Annotated in this window: 20 protein-coding genes; 4 read left to right on the top strand and 16 right to left on the bottom strand. The window is 56.6% G+C overall.

The window, feature by feature from the left end; translation table 11 throughout:
- Positions 1-206: 206 nt before the first annotated feature.
- Positions 207-1,052: a 3-mercaptopyruvate sulfurtransferase gene (gene sseA / locus FND52_RS06540; RefSeq protein ID WP_125294116.1), complete on the top strand. Its 846-nt coding sequence runs from the start codon at positions 207-209 to the stop codon at positions 1,050-1,052.
- Between the two features lie 29 nt (positions 1,053-1,081).
- On the opposite strand, the gene sseB is transcribed toward sseA, so the two are convergent.
- From sseB to trmJ, 11 genes are all read right to left on the bottom strand, one after another.
- A complete protein-coding gene (gene sseB / locus FND52_RS06535; protein ID WP_144130138.1) occupies positions 1,082-1,861 on the bottom strand; it encodes an enhanced serine sensitivity protein SseB in 780 nt (259 codons plus the stop codon).
- Positions 1,862-1,868: 7 nt separating this feature from the next.
- Positions 1,869-3,155: an aminopeptidase PepB gene (gene pepB, locus FND52_RS06530; protein WP_125294114.1), complete on the bottom strand. Its 1,287-nt coding sequence runs from the start codon at positions 3,153-3,155 to the stop codon at positions 1,869-1,871.
- Between the two features lie 62 nt (positions 3,156-3,217).
- On the bottom strand, positions 3,218-3,418 hold the full coding sequence (iscX, locus tag FND52_RS06525) for a Fe-S cluster assembly protein IscX (RefSeq protein WP_002463684.1): 201 nt from the start codon (positions 3,416-3,418) through the stop codon (positions 3,218-3,220).
- Positions 3,419-3,433: 15 nt separating this feature from the next.
- Positions 3,434-3,769 (bottom strand): ISC system 2Fe-2S type ferredoxin, encoded by a 336-nt coding sequence (gene fdx, locus FND52_RS06520; RefSeq protein ID WP_002463685.1) that lies wholly within the window; start codon positions 3,767-3,769, stop codon positions 3,434-3,436.
- Between the two features lies 1 nt (position 3,770).
- Positions 3,771-5,621, bottom strand: a complete 1,851-nt coding sequence (gene hscA / locus FND52_RS06515; RefSeq protein WP_125294113.1) for a Fe-S protein assembly chaperone HscA — start codon at positions 5,619-5,621, stop codon at positions 3,771-3,773.
- 15 nt (positions 5,622-5,636) lie between these two features.
- Complete coding sequence (hscB, locus tag FND52_RS06510) at positions 5,637-6,152, bottom strand: co-chaperone HscB (protein ID WP_144130137.1); 516 nt, start codon at positions 6,150-6,152, stop codon at positions 5,637-5,639.
- A 145-nt stretch (positions 6,153-6,297) separates the two neighbouring features.
- Complete coding sequence (gene iscA / locus FND52_RS06505) at positions 6,298-6,621, bottom strand: iron-sulfur cluster assembly protein IscA (RefSeq protein ID WP_125294111.1); 324 nt, start codon at positions 6,619-6,621, stop codon at positions 6,298-6,300.
- Positions 6,622-6,645: 24 nt separating this feature from the next.
- Positions 6,646-7,032, bottom strand: coding sequence for a Fe-S cluster assembly scaffold IscU (iscU, locus tag FND52_RS06500; RefSeq protein ID WP_002463695.1), 387 nt, complete (start codon positions 7,030-7,032; stop codon positions 6,646-6,648).
- Between the two features lie 28 nt (positions 7,033-7,060).
- Positions 7,061-8,275 (bottom strand): IscS subfamily cysteine desulfurase, encoded by a 1,215-nt coding sequence (locus FND52_RS06495; RefSeq protein WP_125294110.1) that lies wholly within the window; start codon positions 8,273-8,275, stop codon positions 7,061-7,063.
- A gap of 118 nt (positions 8,276-8,393) precedes the next feature.
- Entirely contained in the window at positions 8,394-8,882 is a 489-nt protein-coding gene (gene iscR, locus FND52_RS06490) for a Fe-S cluster assembly transcriptional regulator IscR (RefSeq protein ID WP_002463697.1), read from the bottom strand.
- Positions 8,883-9,008: 126 nt separating this feature from the next.
- Positions 9,009-9,752, bottom strand: coding sequence for a tRNA (cytosine(32)/uridine(32)-2'-O)-methyltransferase TrmJ (gene trmJ, locus FND52_RS06485; RefSeq protein ID WP_125294109.1), 744 nt, complete (start codon positions 9,750-9,752; stop codon positions 9,009-9,011).
- A gap of 122 nt (positions 9,753-9,874) precedes the next feature.
- Here trmJ and suhB point away from each other — a divergent pair, with 122 nt between their 5' ends.
- On the top strand, positions 9,875-10,678 hold the full coding sequence (suhB, locus tag FND52_RS06480) for an inositol-1-monophosphatase (protein ID WP_125294108.1): 804 nt from the start codon (positions 9,875-9,877) through the stop codon (positions 10,676-10,678).
- A 48-nt stretch (positions 10,679-10,726) separates the two neighbouring features.
- On the opposite strand, the gene FND52_RS06475 is transcribed toward suhB, so the two are convergent.
- Both FND52_RS06475 and FND52_RS06470 read right to left on the bottom strand, forming a co-directional pair.
- A complete protein-coding gene (locus FND52_RS06475) occupies positions 10,727-11,707 on the bottom strand; it encodes a nickel/cobalt transporter (RefSeq protein ID WP_144130136.1) in 981 nt (326 codons plus the stop codon).
- Positions 11,698-12,333 carry a DUF1007 family protein gene (locus tag FND52_RS06470; protein WP_144130561.1) on the bottom strand — a complete coding sequence of 212 codons (636 nt, stop codon included), beginning with the start codon at positions 12,331-12,333 and terminating at the stop codon, positions 11,698-11,700. The genes FND52_RS06475 and FND52_RS06470 overlap by 10 nt, the downstream gene beginning before the upstream one ends.
- Positions 12,334-12,470: 137 nt before the next feature.
- Here FND52_RS06470 and csiE point away from each other — a divergent pair, with 137 nt between their 5' ends.
- Positions 12,471-13,748, top strand: a complete 1,278-nt coding sequence (csiE, locus tag FND52_RS06465; RefSeq protein ID WP_144130135.1) for a stationary phase inducible protein CsiE — start codon at positions 12,471-12,473, stop codon at positions 13,746-13,748.
- Here csiE and FND52_RS06460 read toward each other — a convergent pair.
- The 3 genes from FND52_RS06460 to glyA all read right to left on the bottom strand — a co-directional run bounded on the left by FND52_RS06460 (position 13,745) and on the right by glyA (position 17,109).
- On the bottom strand, positions 13,745-14,881 hold the full coding sequence (locus FND52_RS06460) for a 3-phenylpropionate MFS transporter (protein WP_144130134.1): 1,137 nt from the start codon (positions 14,879-14,881) through the stop codon (positions 13,745-13,747). The genes csiE and FND52_RS06460 overlap by 4 nt on opposite strands.
- A gap of 270 nt (positions 14,882-15,151) precedes the next feature.
- On the bottom strand, positions 15,152-15,664 hold the full coding sequence (locus FND52_RS06455) for a hypothetical protein (RefSeq protein ID WP_144130133.1): 513 nt from the start codon (positions 15,662-15,664) through the stop codon (positions 15,152-15,154).
- 191 nt (positions 15,665-15,855) lie between these two features.
- Positions 15,856-17,109, bottom strand: coding sequence for a serine hydroxymethyltransferase (glyA, locus tag FND52_RS06450; protein ID WP_144130132.1), 1,254 nt, complete (start codon positions 17,107-17,109; stop codon positions 15,856-15,858).
- A 306-nt stretch (positions 17,110-17,415) separates the two neighbouring features.
- Here glyA and hmpA point away from each other — a divergent pair, with 306 nt between their 5' ends.
- The gene (hmpA, locus tag FND52_RS06445; RefSeq protein WP_482762626.1) at positions 17,416-18,624 is read left to right on the top strand and encodes an NO-inducible flavohemoprotein; all 1,209 of its coding nucleotides are present in this window, start codon (positions 17,416-17,418) and stop codon (positions 18,622-18,624) included.
- Positions 18,625-18,675: the final 51 nt, after the last annotated feature.

Here is an 18,675-nt window from a genome sequence, read left to right as displayed (position 1 = left end):
CCTTTCGGCCTTCCTGTTGTGAGGAAGCAAGTATTATGCGTTCGCGGCGCGAATACAAAGCAAGAATGTAGAGCGCGTAGCAAACGGCAGATTTTCAGAATTATAGTGGTATTACGGGACTCGTATCGCGACTTGAGAGGTGGCCGCTTGTGACGCACACTAAAAACACCGACAATTTGCCCTCTCAGCACTGACACGGAGGCTCCATGTCCACCTCTTTTTTTGTTGCGGGCGACTGGCTCGCTGAGCACCTTTCCGATCCAGAAATTCAAATCCTTGATGCGCGCATGGCTCCTCCCGGCCAGGAACAGCGCGACGTGGCGGGCGAATACCGCGCGGATCATCTGCCCGGCGCGCTGTTTTTTGATATCGAAGCGCTGTCCGATCGCACCAGCCCCTTGCCGCATATGATGCCGCGCCCGGAAGCGTTCGCGGTGGCGATGCGTGAGCTGGGCGTCAGTAGCGATAAACATCTGGTGGTGTACGACGAGGGCGATTTATTCTCCGCGCCGCGCGCGTGGTGGATGCTGCGCAGTTTCGGTGTGGAAAACGTGTCGATACTGGCGGGCGGGCTGGATCGCTGGCAGCAGGAAGGGCGTCCGGTGGAATCGGGCGACGTTGCCCATGAGGAAGGCGAATTTGAGGCCAAACTCAATCCTGAAGCGGTGAAACGCCTGACCGACGTGCTGCTGGCGAGCCATGAAGGCAGCGCGCAGATTATTGATGCCCGTCCGGCAGCACGTTTTCATGGCGAAGCAGATGAACCGCGCCCTGGCCTGAAGCGTGGGCACATTCCCGGCGCATTAAACGTGCCCTGGGGCGAAGTGGTGCACAACGGCGAGCTAAAAGACCCGGCTACGCTGCACGATATCTTCTTCCAGCGCGGCGTGGATTTTGAGCGGCCCATCATCGCCAGCTGCGGGTCTGGCGTAACGGCGGCGGTACTGGTGCTGGCGCTCGCCACCCTGGATGTTAATGGCGTGGCGCTGTATGACGGGGCGTGGAGTGAATGGGGCGCGCGTCAGGATTTACCTGTCGAACCCGCACAATAACAACAAGGGCCGCAAACGCGGCCCTGAGTTTAGATAATGCGATTGGTTTTAAAATCGCGCAGGAAACTTCCCCAGCGGCGTTCATAGAAGGGCGTGACGTGGGCCATAATAAAATGGCTGACGCCCTTCTCCCCTTCCGTGACCAGGCAAATATCAATCGGCTCGTCCCCCGGCAGCGTGTCGGTAGCCACGCTGCCCGCCGCCTGGATAATGGCGTCGATATCCCCGATGGCTTCAATACCGATCAGCAGATTAGGCTCTGCATCCGCGCGCTCTTTGATGGAGCACAGCCAGGCGCGCTTGACCGTTTTCAGGGTTTTGAACAGCGTGGTCAGGGAGTCGACCATCTGCGCGGGCGGTTCGGCCACTTCTGAAAGCAGCAGCGTCTGGCCGCCTTCAATCACTTCCTGAGTGCTAAGCGGGTTGCCTTCGTCGCCTACCAGATGGCTGATTTCACGCGGGGTGAACTCTTTGCCGGTAGGTAATTTGGCGTTCAGGAACAGCGTCTCACCCAGCGTCATCTCGAACAGGGTGCGCACCGGCATGACGACGAATGCCTGCTCTTCCTCCCCCATCGCCTGCTGCAACGCTTCCAGCGAAGAGAAAAACGGGATCACCGAAGTGCCGTCGTCTTTTTCCCAGTGCTGTAAATCCAGCGCGCTGTCTGCGTCCACCGCATCGCCGCTGGCGGAAGTGCCCGGCACCCATACGGTAGACTCCAGCAAGGTGTGGAAAAACGCCGGGCGGTGCGCCGGTTCGGTGGCGGCCTTCTCCAGCAGAGTTTCTAACTCGTTTTTAGTTTCAGACATAACGCTCTTATTTCGCCGTCAGCAGGTTAGCTAAGGTACGCACGCCAAGACCGGTCGCGCCCGCCGCCCACTGCTCTACCGCGCCTTTACGGTAGGTGGCGGAACAGTCGATATGCAGCCAGCCCTGCTGATAGTTTTCAACAAAGTGCGACAGGAAACCCGCTGCGGTGCTGGCACCCGCCGGATACGCAGCGCTGGCGGTGTTGTTGAGTTCCGCGAAGTTCGACGGCAGCTGGTTGCGGTGGAATTCCGCCAGCGGCAGACGCCAGAACGGCTCGTTTTCCGCGCTGGCGCTCGCCAGCAGGCGGTTTGCCAGGGCATCGTCAAAGCTGAACAGCGCATGATAATCGTTGCCGAGCGCGGTTTTCGCGGCCCCGGTCAGGGTGGCGGCGTCGATCAGCAGTTCCGGTTTCTGGGCGCAGGCGTCGATCAGCCCGTCCGCCAGCACCAGACGGCCTTCGGCGTCGGTGTTCATCACTTCCACGGTTTTGCCGTTGCGGTAACGGATGATGTCGCCCAGTTTGAACGCGTTGCCGCTGACCATGTTATCGGCGCAGCACAGGTACAGTTTGACGCGTTTCTCCAGGCCACGGGTGATGGCGAACGCCAGCGCGCCGGTCACCAGCGCCGCGCCGCCCATATCGGATTTCATCGAGTCCATGAAGGTGCTTTGCTTGAGGCTGTAACCGCCGGTATCGAAAGTGATGCCCTTACCCACCAGGCAGGCGTATACCGGAGCATCCGGGTTGCCGGTTGGGTTGTAGTCCAGCGCCAGCAGCACCGGCGCGCGATCCGATCCGCGCCCCACAGTGTGGATCCCCATGTAGTTTTGCTCGCGCAGATCTTCACCTTTGGTGATGCGATATTTCATGTTATCGCCAGCGATGCCGCTCAGCAGATCCACCGCGCGCTGGGCCAGCTGTTCCGGTCCCAGCTCTTCCGCCGGGGCGTTAATGGTATCGCGCACCCAGTCGATAATTTTCAGGCGGCTGTCCAGCTCTTTCTGCTGGGCTTCATCGAGGGTTGCCCACTCGACTTTCCGGCTGCCTTTCGGCCCTTTATAACCCTGCCAGAAGGCCCAGCTGCGATCCGCATCCCAGCCTTCGCCGGACAGCGCCACGTGCTTAATGCCCAGCCCGTCGATTTTACGGGCGGCGCGCTGGATAATCCCCAGGTCGTCCTGGTTATTCAGATGCAGGGTAATGCCGTCGTTATTGATGCTATATGTCGCTTTTTCTCCCCAGCGGGCGTCGGCAGGCTGGGTGGAGAGCGTGATTTTCATGGCGTCAGTCATTCTGTTGTCCCTTTTGTTATCGCTCTTAGACATAAAAGGGCCGCCCGAAGGCAGCCCGTTTTTTATTCAGCTTCGTCAAGCCACACTAATAAGATTGCCTCAAGGATCTTCTCGTTAGAGGCGGCCGGATCGTCATCAAACTCTTCCAGCTCGCAGATCCACTGATGCATATCGGTGAAGCGGACGGTTTTCGGATCGAGATCCGGGCGGCTGTCATACAGCGCCTCGCCGATTTCACGGCTGTCGGTCCATTTCAGGCCCATACTTTATACCCCCTGTTAGTGCTCGCGCGCATGGTTAATGGTGTAACGCGGCATTTCGACCACTAAATCTTCATCGGTGACACGCGCCTGACAGCTCAGGCGGCTTTCTGGCTCCAGACCCCATGCTTTATCCAGCATGTCGTCTTCGTCTTCGGTGCTTTCCGGCAGTGAATCAAAACCTTCACGCACGATGCAATGACAGGTAGTGCAGGCACAGGATTTTTCGCAGGCGTGTTCGATTTCAATGCCGTTGCGCAGCGCAACGTCAAGAATAGTTTCACCGCTCTTCGCTTCCAGAACTGCGCCATCCGGACAAAGATCCTGATGAGGCAGAAAAACAATTTTAGGCATATTAAACCTCGTCGACGGAGTGGCCTTTCAGCGCCTGGCGCACGGAGGCGTCCATACGGCGAGCGGCAAACTCCTGGGTCTGTTTATCTACGTTTTTAATCGCGTTTTCAATGGCGTCAACGTCATCGCCTTGCGCCGCGTGCGCCAGAACGGCAGCGGCTTCATCGATAACCTGACGCTCTGCGGCGCTGAGCAGCGCGGCATCGGTCGCCAGCGCGCCCGCGAGGCTTTCCAGCACCCGGGCGGCTTCCACTTTTTGTTCCGCCAGCATACGCGCTTTGACGTCCTGCTCGGCGAAACTCATTGAATCTTTAATCATGGTGGCGATTTCATCGTCGGTCAGTCCGTAGGACGGTTTGACCTGAATCGAGGCTTCCACGCCGGTGGATTTTTCCATCGCGGAGACGCTCAGCAGACCGTCGGCATCCACCTGGAAGGTGACGCGGATATGCGCGCCGCCCGCCGGCATCGCCGGGATACCGCGCAGCGCAAAGCGCGCCAGCGAACGGCAATCCTGCACCAGTTCGCGCTCGCCCTGCATCACGTGGATCGACATGGCGGTTTGCCCGTCTTTAAAGGTGGTGAACTCCTGGGCGCGGGCCACCGGAATGGTGGTGTTGCGCGGGATCACTTTCTCCACCAGGCCGCCCATGGTTTCCAGGCCCAGCGACAGCGGGATCACGTCCAGCAGCAGCATTTCGCTGTCAGGCTTGTTGCCCACCAGGATATCGGCCTGCACCGCTGCGCCAATCGCGACCACTTTGTCCGGGTCGATGGACGTCAGCGGCGTGCGGCCAAAGAATTCGCCCACGCGCTCGCGCACCAGCGGAACGCGAGTCGATCCGCCAACCATCACTACGTCTAACACTTCGCTCGCCTCAACGCCCGCGTCTTTCAGGGCGCGGCGGCAGGCCAGCAGAGTGCGCTTGACCAGCGGCGCGATCAGCGCATCGAACTGCGCACGGGTCACGTTGCCCTGCCAGCCGCCGACGTTGACGGCCACGCTGTCGGCATCGCTCAGGGCGATTTTGGCAGCGATAGCGGCATCCAGCAGCTCACGTTGCAAACGGTTGTCGCTGCGATCGCTGAAGCCCGCCTGCTCGCGCAACCAGTCGGCTAACAGATGGTCGAAGTCGTCGCCGCCCAGCGCGGAATCGCCGCCGGTGGAGAGCACTTCAAACACGCCGCGGCTCAGGCGCAGCACGGAAATATCAAAGGTGCCGCCGCCGAGATCGTACACAGCGATGACGCCTTCCTGGCCGGAATCGAGGCCGTAAGCAATCGCCGCTGCGGTCGGTTCATTCAGCAGACGCAGCACGTGCAGGCCCGCCAGACGCGCGGCGTCTTTGGTGCCCTGACGCTGGGCGTCGTCAAAGTAAGCCGGAACGGTGATCACCACGCCGTCCAGATCGCCCGCCAGCGCTTCACTGGCGCGTGCGGCCAGCGCTTTCAGGATATCGGCGGAGACGCGGATCGGGTTCAGCAGACCCGCCGGGGTATCAATTTGCGGCAGGCCGTTGGCGCTGGGCTGCAAATTGTACGGAAGATGGGGGTAACGCGCCTGGATATCGGCAAGAGAGCGGCCCATCAGGCGTTTTACCGAGCTGATGGTGTTCACCGGATCGGCGGCCGCCATGGCGCGCGCGTCAAAGCCGATCGTCTGGCCCGACGCCTGATAGTTCACCACGGACGGCAGCAGGTGTCGCCCTTCGTGGTCCGGCAGGGTTTCCGCCTGCCCGCTGCGCACGGTGGCGACCAGGGAATTGGTGGTGCCCAGGTCGATGCCTGCCGCCAGTCTGCGCTGGTGCGGCGCGGCGCTCAGCCCAGGCTCGCTAATTTGTAATAAGGCCATGTTTAGCTTCCAGAATTAAAAACCAAGCAGCTTTTCTTCGAGTTGTTCTGTCTGGTGCTGCAATTTATCAAGAAAACGGAGTTTACGAACGGTATCCGCCGCCTTTTCCCACGCCTGGCTGTCCAGCTCCGCCACCATTTGCTGATGGCGCGCACGGTACAGCGCCTGAATACGCGTGGTAAAACCCGCCAGGCGGTTTTCATCACCGGCGCGTTCAATTTCGTCGAGCTCTTCACGCAGCTCCAGCTGTTCCATCAAAAACGCGGTATCGCGCACCGTATGCTGTTCGTTGGCCAGATCGAAACCGTGCAGCGAAAGCATGTATTCCGCGCGGTTAAGCGGATGGCGCAGCGTTTGCCAGGCCTGATTGATGGTCGCGGATTGCTGGAGCGCGGCCAGTTGATCGGCCTGAGGGTGGCTGGCGAATTTATCGGGATGGAACTGGCGTTGCAGATCCTGGTAGCGCGCTGACAGAGAAGCCATGTCAATCGCGTAGCCAACCGGCAAACCAAAGAGGGTGAAGTAATCCATAACGTTCTCAGGGTAATACCCGCATGCGCAATAACGCGACAACCCGGTTCAATTTACTGCCCCGGCGCGCGTTATTGAGAAAGCAGGTATGGCATGGTTTTCTACCCTTCCGCGCCCAGCCGGACGCGGAAGGTCATTGCGGGAACTACACGTTGAAGCTTTCGCCGCAGCCACACTCGTCTTTGACGTTCGGGTTGGTGAATTTAAACCCTTCGTTAAGGCCTTCTTTGACGAAATCTAACTGCGTACCATCTAAGAATTGCAGGCTCTTGCCGTCGATCACCACTTTAACGCCTTTGTCTTCGAACACGGTGTCTTCTGCCTGGGGCGCGTCCACGAATTCCAGCACATACGCCATACCGGAGCAGCCGGAGGTCCGGACGCCGAGACGCAGGCCAAAGCCTTTACCCCGGTTGGCCAGAAAAGTATTCACGCGCGCAGCAGCGCTTTCGCTAAGGGTAATCGACATACAACAACCTCAATTCATCAATGATTATTTAGCTTCACGTTTGCTTTTGTAATCCGCAATGGCCGCTTTGATAGCGTCTTCTGCCAGGATTGAGCAGTGAATTTTAACCGGCGGCAGTTCCAGCTCCTCGGCGATATCGGTGTTCTTGATCGCCTGTGCTTCGTCCAGGCTCTTGCCTTTCACCCACTCGGTGATCAGGGAGCTGGAAGCGATGGCGGAACCGCAGCCGTAGGTTTTGAAACGCGCGTCTTCGATGATACCGTCATTGTTGACTTTAATCTGCAACTTCATGACGTCACCACAGGCCGGTGCGCCAACCATGCCGCTGCCTACTGAGTCGTCACTGTTGTCGAAGGAGCCGACGTTGCGCGGATTTTCGTAATGATCGATAACTTTTTCGCTGTATGCCATGTTGATGTTCTCCAGAAATCTTGTCGAATTAGTGGTGCGCCCACTCGATGCTGTTCAGATCCACGCCCTGCTTAAACATTTCCCACAGCGGAGAAAGGTCGCGCAGACGGCCAATCGATTTGCGAACCAGCTCGATGGTGTAGTCGATCTCTTCGACCGTGGTGAAACGTCCCAGAGAGAAACGGATCGAGCTGTGCGCCAGTTCGTCGTTCATCCCCAGCGCGCGCAGCACATAAGACGGTTCAAGGCTTGCAGAGGTACAGGCTGAACCGGACGATACCGCCAGATCCTTGAGCGCCATAATCAGCGACTCGCCTTCAACATAGTTAAAGCTCACGTTCAGAATGGTCGGAACGCCCTGCTCCAGATCGCCATTCAGATACACTTCTTCGATATCTTTGATGCCGTTCCACAGACGCAGACGCAGGCCGCGCAGGCGTTCCATCTCGCTCGCCATCTCTTCTTTGGCGATACGGTAGGCTTCGCCCATACCGACGATCTGGTGAACCGGCAGCGTACCGGAACGCATGCCGCGCTCGTGACCGCCGCCGTGCATCTGCGCTTCGATACGGATACGCGGTTTACGACGCACGTACAGGCCGCCGATGCCTTTCGGACCGTAGATTTTATGGCCGGAGAAGGACATCAGATCGACTTTCAGCTTGCTCAGGTCAATAGGCAGTTTGCCCACGCTCTGGGTGGCGTCAACGTGGAAAATAATCCCACGCGCACGGCACAGTTCGCCGATGGTGTCGATATCCTGCACCACGCCGATTTCGTTGTTCACGTGCATGATGGAAACCAGGATGGTGTCGTCACGCATCGCGGCTTCAAGCGCTTTCAGGTCGATAATGCCGTTGCTCTGCGGAGACAGATAGGTCACTTCGAAGCCTTCACGCTCAAGCTGACGGCAGGTATCCAGCACCGCTTTGTGTTCGGTTTTGCAGGTGATGATGTGCTTGCCTTTTTTCTGATAGAAGTTGGCCGCACCTTTAATCGCCAGGTTATCGGATTCGGTCGCGCCGGAGGTGAAAACAATTTCACGCGGATCCGCGCCCAGCAGGTCTGCAATGTGATTGCGGGCGACGTCTACCGCCTCTTCCGCCTGCCAGCCGAAACGGTGTGAACGGGACGCCGGGTTACCGAAGATCCCATCCATAGTCATATGTTGCAGCATTTTCTCGGCGACGCGCGGGTCTACCGGCGTAGTCGCAGAGTAGTCGAGGTAAATCGGTAATTTCATTGCTCTTAAGCTCCGTACATCTCAAATGCTCTGAATCAGGCAACCGGCGGGATGTATGCCGAAGGCGGCAGGGGGAAATGAATCCCCCCTGGCCTGATTCCGATAAAACTTTTTTTAGTTATGCGCGCAGTTTTACGTTAATGGCATCCTGTGCGCGGGCCGGGCGATGCGCTTCGGTATGTTGCCGGCCTGACACGTCGAGTACTTCCTGGTTGTTAACCAGTTCACCCAAAGTAATGTTGTTCAGAAAATCAGTCAGACGATCGCTCAGGTCGCGCCACAGTGCGTGTGTTAAGCACTTGTCGCCGCCCTGACAGCCGCCTTTGCCCTGACAACGGGTCGCGTCAACCGACTCGTCAACAGCACTGATCACTTCACCTACCGCGATGGCGCTGGGATCTTTACCTAACAGGTAACCGCCGCCTGGACCACGCACGCTCGACACCAGTCCGTTTTTGCGCAGACGGGAGAAGAGTTGCTCCAGATAGGAGAGTGAAATACCCTGTCGTTCTGAGATATCAGCCAACGGTACCGGACCCGCTTCGGAGTTAAGTGCAACGTCCAGCATTGCGGTCACGGCATAACGCCCTTTTGATGTCAGTCTCATGTCTTACTTAACCTCAACGTCGCCCCTCGAAGCGGGGGTGTTTATTTGTAAAGTGGGGTGTTGCATAGCAGGCGCAAGTCTGACATTCCTGAGTAAATTGGTCAACTATTTACCCTGGTAATTTACTCAAGTATTCGGGTCTTTTTTATGGGTGCTGTCAATGGACGCCAGCATGCCGCGCAGGATGTTAAGTTCCTGACTTTCCGGGCGTGCGCGGGTAAACAGGCGGCGTAATTTGTTCATCACCTGGCCGGGATGGTTGGCGCGGATAAAGCCGGTGTTGAGCAATACCTGCTCCAGATGACCGTAAAAACGCTCTAAATCATCCACCAGCGGGTACGGCGCTTCTTCACTTTCCACCGCTGCGGTTTGCTGCTGTTCGGCAGCCAGCCAGGCCATCCGCACTTCATAAGCAATCACCTGCACCGCCATCGCCAGGTTCAGCGAGCTGTATTCCGGATTGGCGGCAATCGCCACGTGATAATGGCACTTTTGCAGCTCGTCGTTAGTTAAACCGACGCGCTCGCGGCCAAACACCAGCGCGACCGGCGCGTGAGCGGCTTCAGAAACGCTTTTCAGACCGCATTCGCGCGGATCGAGCATAGGCCACGGCAGCGTGCGGGAACGGGCGCTGGTGCCAACTACCAGGCTACAGCCGGATAACGCTTCATCGAGCGTATCAACAATAGTGGCGTTGCCGATCACATCGCTGGCACCGGCCGCCAGAGCGATGGCCTGGGAATCGGGTTTTACCAGCGGGTTAACCAGCCAGAGATTGGTAAGGCCCATGGTTTTCATGGCGCGGGCGACAGAGCCCATGTTGCCGGTGTGAGAGGTCTCCACCAGCACGATACGAATGTTTTGCAGCATAGCGAACCGACACAATTTAATAATATGTCGCTATCCTATCATAAACCTGAGACATAATCCGAACTCCCTGCTATACTGCGCGCCGATTTCCCCGTTCTTTAACATCCAGTGAGAGATACCTGATGCATCCGATGCTCAACATCGCCGTGCGTGCTGCGCGCAAGGCCGGAAACTTTATCGCCAAAAACTACGAAACGCCGGACGCCGTAGAAACCAGCCAGAAAGGCAGCAACGATTTTGTGACCAACGTGGATAAAGGCGCAGAGCGCATTATCATCGACACCATCCGCCAGTCTTACCCGCAACACACCATTATTACCGAAGAAAGCGGCGAACACGAAGGCACCGACCAGGATGTACAATGGGTTATCGATCCGCTGGATGGCACCACCAACTTCGTTAAACGCCTCCCCCATTTTTCCGTTTCCATCGCCGTACGCGTGAAAGGCCGTACTGAAGTGGCTGTGGTTTACGATCCGATGCGCAATGAACTGTTCACCGCCGTTCGCGGCCAGGGCGCACAGCTCAACGGGTATCGTCTGCGCGGCAGCAATGCACGCGATCTGGATGGCACCATTCTGGCGACCGGCTTCCCGTTCAAAGCCAAACAGCACTCCGCCACGTTCATCAATATCGTGAGCAAACTGTTCACCCAGTGCGCCGACTTCCGCCGCACCGGTTCCGCTGCGCTGGACCTGGCCTATGTGGCTGCGGGCCGCGTTGACGGTTTCTTTGAAATCAACCTGAAGCCGTGGGATTTCGCCGGTGGCGAACTGCTGGTGCGTGAAGCGGGCGGTCTGGTCTGTGATTTCACCGGCGGTCATAACTACATCATGACCGGCAACCTGGTCGCGGGTAACCCGCGCGTGGTGAAAGCGATGCTCGCCAACATGCGTGAAGAACTGAGCGACGCCCTGAAGCGTTAATCGGTTTTTTAGAATGCAAAATGCCCTGTCCCGACAGGGCATTTTTGTTTAGAAGGGACGGAGCCCGCCGCCCGGCGGCTGGGCGCTGAGCCACATAATCACCGCCGCCAGAATCAGGATCGCCCCGCCCGCTAACGCCAGCGTTGTCCAGCCCACCTGCCGCCACAGCGCGGGCGTTTTATTGCCGCTCAGGCGGATCGCCAGGGTTCGGAAGCTGTGCACCAGCAGCGCCAGCGAGGAAATGGTTAATGAGGTTCCCGCCGCCATCGCCAGCGCCGCAGCGATTCCCCAGCCGAACACGCCAATCACTTTGCTGAACAGCAGTACCATAATCGCGCCGGAACAGGGGCGCATCCCCATGGAAAGAATAATCATCAGGCGCGCGCGCCAGTCGTCACCCTGCTCCAGTTGCTGCTGCGTGGGGAGATGCTGATGCCCACAGCCGCAATGTTCACTGTGAACGTGATGCAAAGTGAAGGCGCTGAATTTGGGGCGGCGCAGTAATCCACGCAGTCGGTGAATCGCCCGCCAGCACAGCATTACGCCCAGCACGCCCACCAGCAGGAAACTGCCCTTCTCCAGCCAGAAACTACTCATATGCAACTGCCGGGCGGGCAAGGCCAGCAGCGACAGCACCACGACCACCAGGCCAATCGCCACCAGCCCTTGCAGCAGCGATGAGGCAAACGTCAGCCCTAAGCTGGACTTGAGTTTTGACGGATGGGTCGCCAGCCAGGTGGTAATCACCACTTTACCGTGGCCCGGCCCCAGGGCATGAAGTACGCCATACACAAAGCTGAACAGCAGCAGCGCCCCGCCCGCCTGGCGGGGATTTTCCGCCACGCGTTTCAGCAGCGCACTCAGTTCCAGATTGACGCTGCGCTGCCAGATTATGCTCTGCATCATCAGGCGCGGCCAGTGCTGCCAGAGCAGCAGCCCGGCTACGATCGCCAGCAGCAAAAACAGGCCCAGCGGCCATAGTTGTACCCAGCGTCGCGCGGGTTTCGGCGTTGAAAACACTACTGACATTGCAACTCAACCTTCTGGGCAAATTGTTTCCCCAACTCCATATCTTCCGGCGGCGCGTCTTCTTTATCGAGCGACAGCGCGAAGGCCTGAATATCTGCCGTGGGCGTCGGGGTGGTCATCGTCAGTTTACATTGACCGGCGAGTGCGGCGGGCAGCGTGACGTCATGGGTCGCTTCGTAGCTCATATCGACATAATAGGTCGGATCAAAGGTTGAGATGCTGTAGCGCTGCCCGGCCAGCGGCTGCGGCTTTGCCAGCGGCAGGATAAACGTCAGTACCGCCTGATGCCCCTCCCGCGCCATGCCGTATTCCGGAGGCACCGGTAAAAAGGTTACCTTTTTGCCGTCGTGCCACACTTCGGTGAAGTAGTGCTGCCCGATAACGTTGGCCATGACTTCCGCCGCCAGCTTTTTCCAGATCTCTGTTCCGGGTTTAGCGTCTCCGGCGTCATACAACAGGTCGGCTGATGTGATCTCATCCATCACCCAGCGCATATGCAGACCGGTAAATTGACCGTCCTTTTCGATAATTTGCGTTTTAAGGGTAATGAAACTGTGGGGATGCGCAAAGCTCGGTGCCGCGCAAACGAGCGTCAGCAGCGGCAAAGCGGGCAATATCCTTAACATCGTTGGGCGCATTATCTTTTCCATACAAAAAAATCTGTGAGCCAGACAGGATTACCAAATGAAAGTCCAGTGGCGTTCTAACGGTGACTCATACTTTAACTACGCTTAGCTTTGATTAACCTAACTGGAACTTTTGGATGATGACACAGATTTGTTCGCCGCCATCCGTGCTTTCCAGTCCGCAGCGCCGCTGCCAGATGCTGTTGATGCTCTATTTACCCGGCACCGTGACGCCGGAATTAATCGGGCAAATTAACGGCGTTGATGGTGGCATCGCCCGTCAGGATATCGTTGAAACCAGTTCTGAGATCCAGCGCTACCACCGGCTTTCAATTATGACCCACCCCGACGGCAGCTACCGGATTGAAGGTGCGCCACTCGATCGCCGGCTTTGCCTGCTCCACTGGCTGCGTCGCGCTATGCGCCTGTGCCCCCATTTTGTGCAGCAGCATTTTACCCCAACGCTGAAAACCGAACTCCGGCAGCGCGGCATTCCCGTCGCGTGCTATGACGATACGAATTTACACGCGCTGGTCAACCTTTGCGGACGTCGGCTTAACCGGCAGTTCGAATCGCGCGACACTCAGTTCCTGCGGCTGTTCCTGCAATATTGCCTGATGGAGCAGCACGCCGGTCAGTCGCCGGGCTTTAATCAGGTACAAAATCTCTGGACCGCCCAGCGGGCGGAATATCTGGCGGCGCAGGAAATTATGCGCCACTGGCAGCGCAGGGTGCCGGTGCCGCCACATCAGGATGAACAGTTATTTCTGGCGCTGATGTTTATGATGCTGCGCGTGCCGGACCCGCTGAAAGACAATCAGCCGCAGGATATTCAGCTGCGGCTGGCGGTGGCGGAGCTGATTAACGCGTTTCGCACCCTTTCCGGTATGGCGTTCAGCGATGAAGCTGGCCTGGCGGCGCAGCTGTATGTGCATCTCGCCCAGGCGCTGGACCGCTGCCTGTTCGGTATTGGCATTGATAATGCGCTCCCGGAGGAGATCACCCGGCTGTATCCGCGCTTAATGCGCACTACCCGCGAGGCCTGCGCCCGGCTTGAAACGCACTATGGCATCCAGTTTTCCGATGAAGAGATTGGCCTGATCGCCATTATTTTTGGCGCATGGCTGATGCAGGAGAGCGATATTCAGGAGAAGCAGGTATTGCTGCTGACCGGCAATGACCGGCAGCTGGAGGAGCAGATTGAGCATCAGCTACGGGAATTAACGCTGCTGCCGCTGAATATCAAATACCTGTCGGTCCATACGTTTCAGAAACAAGGCGCATCGAAGGAGGTGGCGTTGATTATCACTCCTTACCATACCTCGCTGCCGCTGTTCTCCGCACCGCTGATCCACGCCACGCTGCCGCTGGGGGAAAACCAGCAGCAGCGTATTCGTGAAATTCTGGAAAATTAACGCGCCACCACGGCGGGGCGCAGCGCGATTGCCGGCACCGCCAGCAGCGCCATCACCCAGAACATCCCGCCTTGCAGGTGCTGGAACAGGAAGCCCGCAAACATGGTCATAATGGCGATACTGCCCCCCATGGCGACGGCGGAATAAACTGCCTGTAAGCGAATCACTTCGCTGCCCTGGCGTGCCGAAATATAGCGCATGGCGGCGAGGTGGCAGACCGTGAAGCTGCCGCAGTGCAGAATTTGCGCCAGGATCAGCCACGGCAAATCGGTGGTCCAGGCCATCAGCGACCAGCGCACAATCCCGCTCAGCGCCGAAAGCAGCAGCAAATCGCGGGCGCTCCAGCGGCGGAACAGCTTGTTGCTGAGGGTGAATACCACGATTTCGGCAACCACGCCCAGCGACCATAAGTAGCCCACCACCGAAGCGGAATAACCGGCTTCCTGCCAGTAGATGGCGCTAAAGCCGTAATAGGCGGCATGCGCGCCCTGCAACAGCGAGACGCAAGCCAAGAAGCGCCAGCTTTCGAGCACCAGTTTGCGCCACGCGGGCCAGCCGGCGCTTTCGTTCTGGCGCGCCTGCCCTTGCGGCATCACGGAAGGTCGCAGCATCATGCCGAGCAGCATCGACGCCACGCCAATGCTCAGCATCACCAGGATCGCCTGATAATCGAAAATGCTGATCAGTTTTCCGGTGAGCGCCGATCCAATCACAAACGCCAGCGATCCCCAGACGCGCACCTTACCGTAATCAAGGGTGATTTGCTTTTGCCAGGTTCCGGCCAGCGCATCGGTTAATGGCACCAGCGGCGAGAAAAACAGGTTGAAGCCAACCATCACAATCAGCAGCCACGCGGTAGTGGTGCCCAGCCAGAACGCGACGGCGAAAATGAGCGTGAGTAAGGCTAATACGCGCAGCGCAAACACCAGCCGGGAGGGGTCGGTCACGCGCGGTGCCAATAGCAGGCTGCCAAGGAAGCGGGCGATCAATCCTGCGCCAAGCAGCAGGCCGATGGTTTCCGGCGCTAAGCCGATGCCTTTGAGCCAGACGCTCCAGAAAGGTAAGAAAATGCCGTAGCTAAAGAAGTAGGTGAAGTAACTGAGCGCCAGCCAGCGCGTAGAGTGCAAAACCATGAATCCCTCCCGTTTTGGAGGCGATAGTCTGGCGGGTTATTGCGCCGGGTGCAAGACGTTACATTGCGTTAACATGAACGTTTCGCCTGATAGCGCCTGCCCCAGCATTGCAACTGGGTATAAAGAAAAAGCTCCCGGAGGAGCCATTAGCAGTGAGCTTGCAAGCTTTAGAGAGGCGTCCTGACTACTCGCCCTTCCTGCTCTGCTTTCCTTTTAGCTTTCATAAAGCGCTGCCACATTTCAATCTTTTGCGCCTTAATTGCCTCATAATCAATTTGATCGTTCATCTTTTCTGCGCCCTGTTCGAATAACATAATAAGCTCCTTCGGTCATGATATGCAGGTTTCTGGTCAGCACATATCTTTTCACTAACCTGTCGTAAATGCGGCGAAGTTCTTCGCTATAAGCCTGAAAAGTTAATACCTGAATCTGTGCAATCTCAGCGATTTGCAAAATGATGTCAATTAGCGTTCTGTATAAATATAGAACTTCAGAGGCATTGAGATCTGGCGCATCAGGCGGCTTAACAAACAGGGTTTCGCACTGGTCATTATTAAGTGCATCAATGTTATGAAAGCTCACAACGTTTACGGTCAACGATGCCAGTTCAGCGCCATAGCGCGTTTTTAACCATGCGTTGTTACCTGTCTCCTTACAAAAAACCAGCCTGAATGTAATTTGTCGCAGCGGATTTTTCGCAAATGTGAAACGGATATCGGTATATCTGAAAACGTCAAATCCCTGCAATTCATCATGCAAAATATCGTGTGTAAATTCCGACATGTGAGTCTCTCGTCCTTAATACAGGAGATAAACTCTACCGAAACCTTAAACGCAGGAAGGCTCCACATCAGTGTAAAAATACATATTCAAAAAATAACGATTCAGAAGTGCGAGACATCTTCAAAACCCAACCCATAAAAAACCCCCGACCAGGTCGAGGGTTTTCACCGCTAAAAATTAACGCTTAACGCTTATGCATAAACCGGGAAGCGGGCGCAGATATCCAGCACTTTCAGCTTCACGCGTTCGATGGTCGCTTCGTCGTTGATGTTTGACAGCACGTCGCACATCCAGCCAGCCAGCTCTTTCGCTTCCGCTTCTTTAAAGCCGCGACGGGTGATAGCCGGGGAGCCGATACGGATACCGGAGGTCACAAACGGGCTCTTCGGATCGTTCGGTACGCTGTTTTTGTTTACGGTGATGTTGGCGCGGCCCAGGGCAGCGTCAGCTTCTTTACCGGTCAGGTTTTTATCAACCAAGTCCAGCAGGAACAGGTGGTTTTCCGTGCCGCCAGATACCACTTTGTAGCCACGGTTCAGGAACACTTCCACCATCGCTTTGGCGTTTTTGGCAACCTGCTGCTGGTAAACTTTGAACTCAGGCTCCATCGCTTCTTTAAGCGCTACGGCTTTCGCCGCGATAACGTGCATCAGCGGGCCGCCCTGCGCGCTTGGGAATACGGCAGAGTTCAGTTTTTTGTACAGCTCTTCGTCGCCGCCTTTGGCGAGGATCAGACCACCGCGCGGGCCTGCCAGGGTTTTGTGAGTAGTCGTGGTCACAACGTGCGCGTGTGGAACCGGGTTCGGATAAACGTCTGCGGCAATCAGGCCGGCGACGTGCGCCATATCAACGAAAAGATAAGCGCCGATGCTGTCTGCGATTTCACGCATTTTTGCCCAGTCAACCACGCCAGAGTAAGCAGAGAAGCCGCCGATGATCATCTTCGGTTTGTGCTCTTTGGCCTGCTTCGCCATGTCTTCGTAGTCAATTTTACCGGACTCATCAATGCCGTAAGGGATGATGTTGTACAGCTTGCCAGAGAAGTTAACCGGAGAACCGTGAGTCAGGTGGCCGCCTTGCGCCAGGTTCATACCCAGAACGGTATCGCCCGGTTGCAGCAGCGCGGTATAGACCGCAAAGTTAGCCTGGGAGCCGGAATGCGGCTGCACGTTGGCATAGTCCGCGCCAAACAGTTCTTTTGCGCGGTCAATCGCCAGTTGCTCAACGATATCCACATATTCGCAACCGCCGTAGTAGCGTTTGCCCGGATAACCTTCAGCGTATTTGTTGGTCAGCTGAGAACCCTGAGCCTGCATAACACGCGGGCTGGTGTAGTTTTCGGAGGCGATAAGTTCAATATGTTCTTCCTGACGAACCTTCTCCTGCTCCATAGCCTGCCACAGTTCGGCATCATAATCGGCAATGTTCATTTCACGCTTTAACATCCGCATCTCCTGACTCAGCTAACGGTAAACTTTTTACGGCAATTAGGGGCCCTTTTTGGGCAACGGGCAACAGTGTAAACCGATTAACAGTGTGAAGATAGGTCTTGACAAAGGTTTTTACGCAAACGATTGGCTTCAGGCAGTACAAGGCTTCATCGCTATTTACAAACGGCGTACCTGACGGAATTCTTTTCAGGATCGTGATGCAGGTTTTTCATTAACACTCAATAACAAAATCTCAACAGAGACCCTTTACAGCACAGGGATTAATTTATAAGATGCATTCAAAATACATATTATAGACACCTGCAAAGGAACACCCTGATGTTAGATGCTCAAACTATCGCGACTGTGAAGTCCACTATTCCGCTACTGGCAGCAACTGGCCCGAAACTCACCGCCCACTTTTATGACCGGATGTTTGCCCATAATCCGGAACTGAAAGACATTTTTAATATGAGCAATCAGCGCAACGGCGATCAGCGTGAAGCGCTGTTCAACGCCATTTGCGCCTATGCCACCAATATTGAGAACCTGGCGGCGCTGCTGCCGGCGGTGGAGAAAATCGCCCAGAAGCACACCAGCTTTCATATCAAGCCGGAACAATACAACATCGTCGGTACCCATCTGTTAGCGACGCTGGATGAGATGTTCAGCCCGGGTCAGGAGGTACTGGATGCCTGGGGTAAAGCCTATGGCGTGCTGGCGCAGGTGTTTATAAACCGCGAGGCGGAAATCTATCAGGAAAACGCAGGCAAAACCGGCGGCTGGGAAGGGACACGTCCGTTCCGCATCACGGAAGTCAAACAGCAAAGCGCATTGATCACCAGTTTTGAATTTACACCCGTAGACGGCGGCCCGGTGGCGGATTATAAACCAGGCCAGTATTTAGGCGTGTGGATCAAACCAGAAAACTTCGAGTACCAGGAGATTCGCCAGTACTCCCTGACCCGCAAACCAAACGGCAAAAGCTACCGCATTGCGGTGAAGCGCGAAGGCGAAGGCGTGGTGTCAAACTGGCTGCACGCTCACGCTAAAGTGGGTGATGTGATTAACCTGGTGGCTCCGGCGGGCGATTTCTTTATGGATGTGCCGCCAACAACGCCTGTGACGCTGATTTCCGCAGGCGTAGGCCAGACGCCGATGCTGGCAATGCTGGATAACCTGGCCGCCAATCATCATGAAGCGCAGGTCAACTGGTTACATGCCGCGGAAAACGGCGATGTCCATGCCTTTGCTGATGAAATTGCCCTGCATGGCAAGTTGCTGAAGCATTTTGATTACCATATCTGGTATCGCGTGCCGTCACAGCGCGATCGTGATAATGGTCGCTTCCACAGCGAAGGGTTAATGGATCTGTTGAAGCAGGAAGGCGCGCTGAAGGTTCCCGGTATGACGTTCTTCCTGTGCGGCCCGGTGGCCTTTATGCAGTTTGCCGCCAAACAGCTGGTGAGCCTGGGTATCGACCCGGCGAACATTCATTACGAATGTTTCGGCCCGCATAAGGTCCTGTAATAAAAAAGGGGATGATTATCCCCCTGTAAGATCTTCTCAGGTGAGGGCGTT

It is taken from the genome of Atlantibacter subterraneus, from assembly GCF_007570865.1.
In the GTDB taxonomy this organism is placed as follows: domain Bacteria; phylum Pseudomonadota; class Gammaproteobacteria; order Enterobacterales; family Enterobacteriaceae; genus Atlantibacter; species Atlantibacter subterraneus.
The sequence above is the reverse complement of the archived record's forward strand: the minus strand, read 5'-3'. Positions and strand labels throughout refer to the sequence as shown.